The sequence below is a fragment of the Methylobacterium variabile genome (genome assembly GCF_001043975.1).
Lineage (GTDB): Bacteria > Pseudomonadota > Alphaproteobacteria > Rhizobiales > Beijerinckiaceae > Methylobacterium > Methylobacterium variabile.
In genome coordinates this window covers 1-6090 of sequence record NZ_LABY01000398.1, presented here as the reverse complement: position 1 = coordinate 6090, position 6090 = coordinate 1, and the positions used below count along the sequence as shown (strand labels likewise).

Annotated in this window: 13 protein-coding genes; all 13 read left to right on the top strand. The window is 72.5% G+C overall.

Features of this window, described 5'->3' with window-relative positions; translation table 11 throughout:
* Nucleotides 1-340 precede the first annotated feature (340 nt).
* The 13 genes from VQ02_RS33475 (at nucleotide 341) to VQ02_RS33420 (ending at nucleotide 5916) form a co-directional block, all read left to right on the top strand.
* Nucleotides 341-538, top strand: a complete 198-nt coding sequence (locus VQ02_RS33475) for a hypothetical protein (protein WP_048448594.1) — start codon at nucleotides 341-343, stop codon at nucleotides 536-538.
* Nucleotides 538-978 (top strand): hypothetical protein, encoded by a 441-nt coding sequence (locus VQ02_RS33470; protein WP_048448593.1) that lies wholly within the window; start codon nucleotides 538-540, stop codon nucleotides 976-978. The genes VQ02_RS33475 and VQ02_RS33470 overlap by 1 nt, the downstream gene beginning before the upstream one ends.
* Before the next feature lie 10 nt (nucleotides 979-988).
* The gene (locus VQ02_RS33465) at nucleotides 989-1351 is read left to right on the top strand and encodes a DUF6197 family protein (protein WP_048448592.1); all 363 of its coding nucleotides are present in this window, start codon (nucleotides 989-991) and stop codon (nucleotides 1349-1351) included.
* Nucleotides 1351-1704 carry a hypothetical protein gene (locus VQ02_RS38545; protein WP_048448591.1) on the top strand — a complete coding sequence of 118 codons (354 nt, stop codon included), beginning with the start codon at nucleotides 1351-1353 and terminating at the stop codon, nucleotides 1702-1704. The genes VQ02_RS33465 and VQ02_RS38545 overlap by 1 nt, the downstream gene beginning before the upstream one ends.
* On the top strand, nucleotides 1701-1979 hold the full coding sequence (locus tag VQ02_RS38540; protein ID WP_048448590.1) for a hypothetical protein: 279 nt from the start codon (nucleotides 1701-1703) through the stop codon (nucleotides 1977-1979). Before VQ02_RS38545 ends, VQ02_RS38540 begins: the two co-directional genes overlap by 4 nt.
* 3 nt (nucleotides 1980-1982) lie before the next feature.
* A complete protein-coding gene (locus VQ02_RS38535) occupies nucleotides 1983-2165 on the top strand; it encodes a hypothetical protein (protein WP_048448589.1) in 183 nt (60 codons plus the stop codon).
* A 5-nt stretch (nucleotides 2166-2170) separates the two neighbouring features.
* Nucleotides 2171-3136 (top strand): PD-(D/E)XK nuclease-like domain-containing protein, encoded by a 966-nt coding sequence (locus tag VQ02_RS38530; RefSeq protein ID WP_048448588.1) that lies wholly within the window; start codon nucleotides 2171-2173, stop codon nucleotides 3134-3136.
* On the top strand, nucleotides 3133-4236 hold the full coding sequence (locus tag VQ02_RS33440) for an AAA family ATPase (RefSeq protein ID WP_048448587.1): 1104 nt from the start codon (nucleotides 3133-3135) through the stop codon (nucleotides 4234-4236). The genes VQ02_RS38530 and VQ02_RS33440 overlap by 4 nt, the downstream gene beginning before the upstream one ends.
* 2 nt (nucleotides 4237-4238) lie before the next feature.
* Nucleotides 4239-4472, top strand: a complete 234-nt coding sequence (locus VQ02_RS33435; RefSeq protein WP_048448586.1) for a hypothetical protein — start codon at nucleotides 4239-4241, stop codon at nucleotides 4470-4472.
* Nucleotides 4473-4482: 10 nt separating this feature from the next.
* The gene (locus VQ02_RS35035; RefSeq protein ID WP_053080646.1) at nucleotides 4483-4953 is read left to right on the top strand and encodes a hypothetical protein; all 471 of its coding nucleotides are present in this window, start codon (nucleotides 4483-4485) and stop codon (nucleotides 4951-4953) included.
* 12 nt (nucleotides 4954-4965) lie between these two features.
* Nucleotides 4966-5424: a hypothetical protein gene (locus VQ02_RS33425; RefSeq protein WP_048448585.1), complete on the top strand. Its 459-nt coding sequence runs from the start codon at nucleotides 4966-4968 to the stop codon at nucleotides 5422-5424.
* Nucleotides 5425-5500: 76 nt separating this feature from the next.
* Nucleotides 5501-5650, top strand: coding sequence for a hypothetical protein (locus tag VQ02_RS37860; protein WP_157080916.1), 150 nt, complete (start codon nucleotides 5501-5503; stop codon nucleotides 5648-5650).
* Nucleotides 5647-5916, top strand: a complete 270-nt coding sequence (locus VQ02_RS33420; protein ID WP_157080915.1) for a hypothetical protein — start codon at nucleotides 5647-5649, stop codon at nucleotides 5914-5916. Before VQ02_RS37860 ends, VQ02_RS33420 begins: the two co-directional genes overlap by 4 nt.
* Nucleotides 5917-6090: the final 174 nt, after the last annotated feature.

The following is a 6090-nucleotide window of genomic DNA, read 5'->3' as shown; positions in this document are numbered from 1 at the left end:
CCGGTGCCGCGTCCACGCGTGGAGGACGGGCGTAGCGCGCAGCGCGCGTGCGTAGGCGCGGAACTTGTCCCGCCGGACAGCCGGCCCCAAGCCCCGCGGCGGGCCTGGGTCCCGGCCCCGCTCCCGGCGGCCGCGCCTGAGATGGCGCCTGGGACGCCGCCAGGGCCGCCGCCTGGGACGCCGCCAGGGCCGCCGCCTGGGACGCCGCCTGGGACGCCGCCAGGGCCGCCTCCTGGGACGCCCTCAAGCCCACCCGCCGCGAGCTGCAGCGATCAGCCGTCGCCCTTGTCGAGCGGATGATCGATCTGACCGACGCCGATCTCACGAAGGATGCCGCCTGATGCGCCCCGAGATCCACTTCGACGGCCGGCTGCCGCACATCACGCTCGGCGTCACCCCGCCCGCAGCCGACAACGACCTCGAGCAGTCGGCCAGCGCCGCCCGCGGCGTGCTCGGTGCCGGGCTCCTCATCCTCACCACGGTTGGCGGCATCGTCCTCGGCTGCGTCCTGGCCTTTCTCGCGGGGAGGGCCGCGTGATGGGCGCCCCCTTCCGCTCCGGTGCCGCCGTCCCGGCCTGCGCCACCAAGCGCTCGCTCGCCCTGGCTCGCATCGCGCTCGCCACCGCCGAGCAGAATCTGGACGACGCAGTCCTGCGCCTGCGCGCCGGTCACATCCGGCTCGCACCCGGCCGCCGCGACGAGGACCTGCTGCGCGACCTCACCACCACGGTGTTCGCGAAGCGCATGGCGCTCGACGAGGCGCGCTTCTCCGCCCTCGGCGTCGACGCCGACGCGTGGGAGGCCGCCGGCCGCCGCGGCGAGCCGACGCCGAACGACGAGGACGACATGGGCAGCGCCCTGCACGACGTCCTCGAGGCGAACTGGGAGCGCGTCGTCAGCGCCGATGAGGTGCGCGGCGAGCTGACCTTCCACGACGACGCCCGGGCGACGCTCGTCGCCGGCGCTGGCTATCGGTGAGGAGTCGCCTGTGACCACGATCCTCGACATCCTCACCGGCGGCCGCACGATCATCGCCGTTCGTCGCCAATGGACGCAGCACGAGGGGGCGCGCGACGCGTCCGACCAGCGGGTCCACCCCCAGGACGGCGCGGCCTGCGCCTGGTGCGCGCACGGCGCGCTGATGCGGGCGAGCGGCCTGCCGGCGCACCACCCGCTGGTGACCGAGGTCCGCCGGCTCCTCGATGAGGCGTGCATGGCGCTGTTCGGCGCCACCGCCGCCGAAGTCAACGACGGCCCCCGCGTCGACGGCGTCTCGCCGCGCGTCCAGGTGCTCGCCGGCTACGACCGCGCCATCGCGCGGGCCCGGGCCGAGATGGCGGAGGCTGCGTGATGCTGCAGCTCGTCTCATCGCGCCCCGCGGCGCCCGTCATCGATCTGCGGACCGGGCGGGAGATCGACGTCGCACCGTCGGCCGCCTTCGCCAGCTTCCAGGCGCAGCAGCGCGCCGCCGCGCCGGCCGGACAGCTCGAGGTGATGGCTCAGGCCTGCTTCGAGATGCACGTCGCGATCCGGCACCTCAACGCGGCGGCGATGCACCTCGCCCGGCTCGTCGATCCGGCCGATGCCGACGCGGTCGCCAAGCGCGACGCGCTCCTGGCGCAGGTGGTCGAGATCAACCGGGCCCAGCCCGGGGCCGCGGCGATGCCGCGGGTGGTGGCCTTCGAGAACGGGAAGGGCGCATGAGCCGCCCCACCGTCGGCATCCGCCCGATCACCCCCGAGGACGCGGCGGAGATGCTGTTCGCGCGCGGCATCGTCCCGGCGCTGGTCGAGACCGACACCGCCCTGGCCGAGGCCCTGTGGAACGCCCTGATGGCGGCGAGCATCCGCGTCGGGTCCGCCCCGAACGACTTCGGCGCCGTCCGGGTCGCCCTGACTCGGCTCGCCTACGAGGCGGAGCTGTCCGGGCGGCGGCGGGAGTGCCGGCGCTACCAACCCGAATCGTCGCGGAGGCGCTGAGCGATGCTCCGCCCCCACATCACGCCGCGCATCCTCGCCGGCCTCCTGCCGCTGCTCATCCTGCTGGTGATCCGCGACGCCGCCGATCTGGTCTTCCGCAGCGCCGAGCGCCTCGGCGACGCAGCCAACGATGTCGCCACCCGGCTCGGGCTGTGGATGCGGCTCGACAGCGACTACTGGGAGTGACGGCGATGCGCGTCATCTCGCATCACGCCGGCCTCGTCTCCGGCCCCGGCCTCTACACCATGCCGGCTGCGACCTACCACGCGGACCCGAGCCCGGCGCCCAGCTTGTCGTCGGGCATCGCCCGGACGCTGCTCGACGAGACGCCGCGCCACGCCTTCCAGAAGCATCCCCGCCTCGGCGGGACCGCGGAGGATGCGCGCAGCCGCAAGCTCGACCTCGGCTCGGTCGCGCACGCGATCCTCTCCGGCGAGGGCCGCGATGTGGTCGTGGTCGACGCCGACGCCTACACCACCAAGGCCGCACGCGAGGCGCGCGACGAGGCGATCGAGGCCGGGCACACGCCGGTCCTGCGCAACGACCTCCGCAAGGCCGAGCGCATGGTCGGCGCCGTGCAGGCGCGGCTCGCCAGGACGCCCGGTGCGGAGCGTGCCTTCCTCGACGGCCGCGCCGAGACGGCGCTGATCTGGCGGGACCGGCTTGGCGTCTGGGGCCGGGCGATGCTGGACTGGTGGGGCCCCGATCCCACGGAGATCTGGGACCTCAAGACCACCTCGGGCGGCCTGTCCGACCGCGCAATCGCCTCGCGAATCGCCGACGGCCTCGACATTCAGGAGCACTGGTATCGGCGCGGGCTCGCGCGCCTCTGTCCCGAGCTCGCCGGGCGCCTGCGCTTCCGGTTCGTGTTCGTCGAGACGGCCGAGCCGTTCGAGTGCCGCATCATCGAGCTCACAGGCGATCAGCGGTGGCTCGGCGAGCGCAAGGCGGTGACCGCCGCCGTCCTGTTCCGGCGCGGTCTGAGCACCGGCGAGTGGCCCGGCTACCCGGCCGAGATCGCCCGCGTAGAGAGCCCCGACTGGGTTGCCCGGCAGTGGGAGGCCCGCGAGCTGAGCGACCCCCTGCTGCGCGACCTCGGCGCCGAGCTGACCCTCGCCCATTCCCCCGACCAGCCCGACACGGAGATCGCCGCGTGACGCCGAAGCCCACACGCACGTTCGAGGACAAGGAAGCCGTGCGCCAGCAGGTGCCGCTCCTCGTCGGCCTGTTCGGGCCGTCCGGCTCGGGCAAGACGTTCTCAGCCCTGCGCCTTGCCCAGGGCATCCAGCAGGTTGCCGGCGGCGACATCTTCGTGATCGACACGGAGAGCAAGCGCGCACTGCACTACGCCGATCGGTTCAGGTTCCGGCACGTGGAGTTCGGCGCGCCATTCGGCTCCCTCGACTACTTGGAGGCGCTGAAATACTGCGTCGGCCGTGGCGCCAAGACGATCATCGTGGACTCGATGAGCCACGAGCACGAGGGCGTCGGCGGCTACCTGATGACCCAGGAAGCCGAACTCGACCGGATCGCCGGCAGCGACGAGAGCAAGCGGCAGCGGGCGACGTACTCGGCGTGGATCGTGCCGGCGAAGCAGCGGCGCCAGTTCATCAACGGCGTGCTGCAGCTCAACGCCAACTTCGTCTTCTGCTTCCGGGCGAAGGACAAGCTCAAGGTGAAGGGCGGCCGCCCGGAAGAACTCGGCTACATGCCGATCGCCGGGGAGGAATTCCTGTTCGAGATGACCGTGAACGCCCTGCTGCTGCCGGGCGCCGGTGGGGTGCCGACCTGGCAGACGAACATGCCGGGCGAGCGCAAGATGCTGAAGCTGCCCGAACAGTTCCGCGACCTGCTCCTGCGCAACCGCCGGCCGCTCGATGAGGAGATCGGACGCAACCTCGCGCAGTGGGCGCGGGGCGGCTCCGTCGACCAGCAGGCCGATGCGGTTGACCAGTCCGACGCTGGTGGCGACCAGCCGGCCGAGCCGAAGCTGTTTGCCGTTGCCCGGGAGAAGGCCCGGGCCGGCCGCAACACGTTCGAGCTCTGGCGCCAGCGCCTCAGCGAGAAGCAGGACGCATCGCTCGCGGAGATCCGGGACGAGCTCTACCGCCTGATCTTCGAAGCGGACGGGGAGGATGGTGACGAGGGCTCGGTCGAGCCCGATGGCGACCAGTCCGACGCCGACGACTTCCCCGGCAACGACGCCATCCAGGAGACCACGCGCCGCGGCCGCGGGCGCTCCGGCGGGGAGGGCTGACGATGCCCGCCCGCCGCTACGCCCACGCCCTCTACGGCACGCACCCGGTCGGCGAGTGGCGACGGGCCGGGTTGCTGCCGCCGATGTGGCTCGACCGAGAGTTCGAGCGGGCCGCAATGGGCAACGCCGAGTCGATCTACGCGCGCCCGGCACCGCCGCCGCGCCGGTATCCGCCCCTGCTGTCCGGAATCCACGCCGCGCTCGCGACGCTGCGCGCCGGCCCTTGCCCCTTCTGAGGAGAGCCCGATGAACGAAGCAGCGCAGCACGCCGCCGCCGCGGCCATCTTCGAGGCCTACGAGGAGCGCGGCAGCCTCACCGAGGCCGAGCGCGCGATGAAGCCCGCCGACCTCGCCGCCGCCCGGGCGATTGCCGCGATGGAGGCCGCCGCCCAGGCCGAGCAGGAGGCCGACAGCTGGGAGTGGGCCGTCGTCGAGATCTTCGGGCACCGTCGGCACGCCGGGCGCGTGCGCGAAGAGGAGCGCTTCGGCGCCAAGCTCCTGCGGATCGACGTGCCGATGAAGGGCGACCCGGCCGCCCACGGCTGGCTCACCCACTACTACGGCGGCTCGTCGATCTTCTCGTTCACGCCGTGCGAGCGCGAGGCCGCCCTGAGGGCGAACAAGCCCTACGAGGCGCCCGCCCGGCTCGCCCTGTCGCACCGCGATGATCTCGACGTCGCCGACGATGAGGACGGCGACAACCCGATCCCCTTCTGAGGAGCCCCGCACATGCTCAGCTCCACCACCCCAATCGACGCGTTCCGCGCCAGCCGCACCAAGCGCCTAACCGCCGCGCGCGCCACCCGCGACGCCGCCGGCCCCCGCGGCCCGATGCCCGACGTCCTGGTGGTCGAGGTCGGCGGCTACGAGACGGCGCGCGAGCACCCGGCGACCGTGGTGGTGGACCGCGAGCGCCGGTGCCTGCGCCGGAATCGTCTGCGGCTCGACATGCGGAGCGAGCAGGGGTTCCGGCTCTGCGAATTCCTGCTGATCCACCGCGACCAGGACACGGTGAGCCGGGCCAAGGCGATCAAGGTGGCCCGCGCCGGCCGGGCCAAGGCCTCTTCGCGCCACACTAGTCACCTGATCCGCCAGGCCAACCGCGCCTTCCGCGAGCTCGGCTTGCAGGTCGAGAGCATCTGGGGCGGGTCGCTCCGCCTCATCGCCACCGAGAGGAGCGAGGCATGACCCCGGGCATGAACGTGCGCGCCTTCGATTTCCCATCCCTCGCGCTCGCCGCCCGGGCCGCGGCGCGCGACGCCGCTTGTCGCCGCTCGAGATGGAGGTATGGGACGAGAACGACGCGCAGCTTCGGTCCGAGATCCGGCAGAGCTGGATCGCCTTCGCGGTCCTGTCTGTCCCGCTGCTCGTCGCTCTGGCCTGGATCTTCGTTGCCTCGGGGGGTCGGTGGTGAAGCTGCCTCCCTACGGCCCCGCGCACCACCCTGCGCCGGCGGGCCAGCACACCCGCGAAAGCCTCGCGGCTTGGGAAGCCCGCATGGAAGCGCGGCGCGAGCCGCCGCGGCCCAAGCGCCAGCATGACCCCGCCTTTCTCGCGCTGCTCGAGCGCCGCCTGACGCCGGACCGGATGAGCCCGGCCGTCTCTGCGATCTACGCCCGGACTGCGCCGGGGCACGACCCCGAGGCGGCGTCCGACTTCCAAGCTGACGCGGGCTTCTAGTAAATTGGTCTGGAGAAAAGCTATGTCTGACAATAATTGGCTCGCGGACGCCAACGGCAACCGCTGCTCCATCTCATATTTCGGCAGCCGCGAGGCGGCTCAAACTGCGCTCGACAGTCTCCGTGATTGCGAGAATTGCATCAACTGCTCGGGCTGCTCGCGCTGCTCGGACTG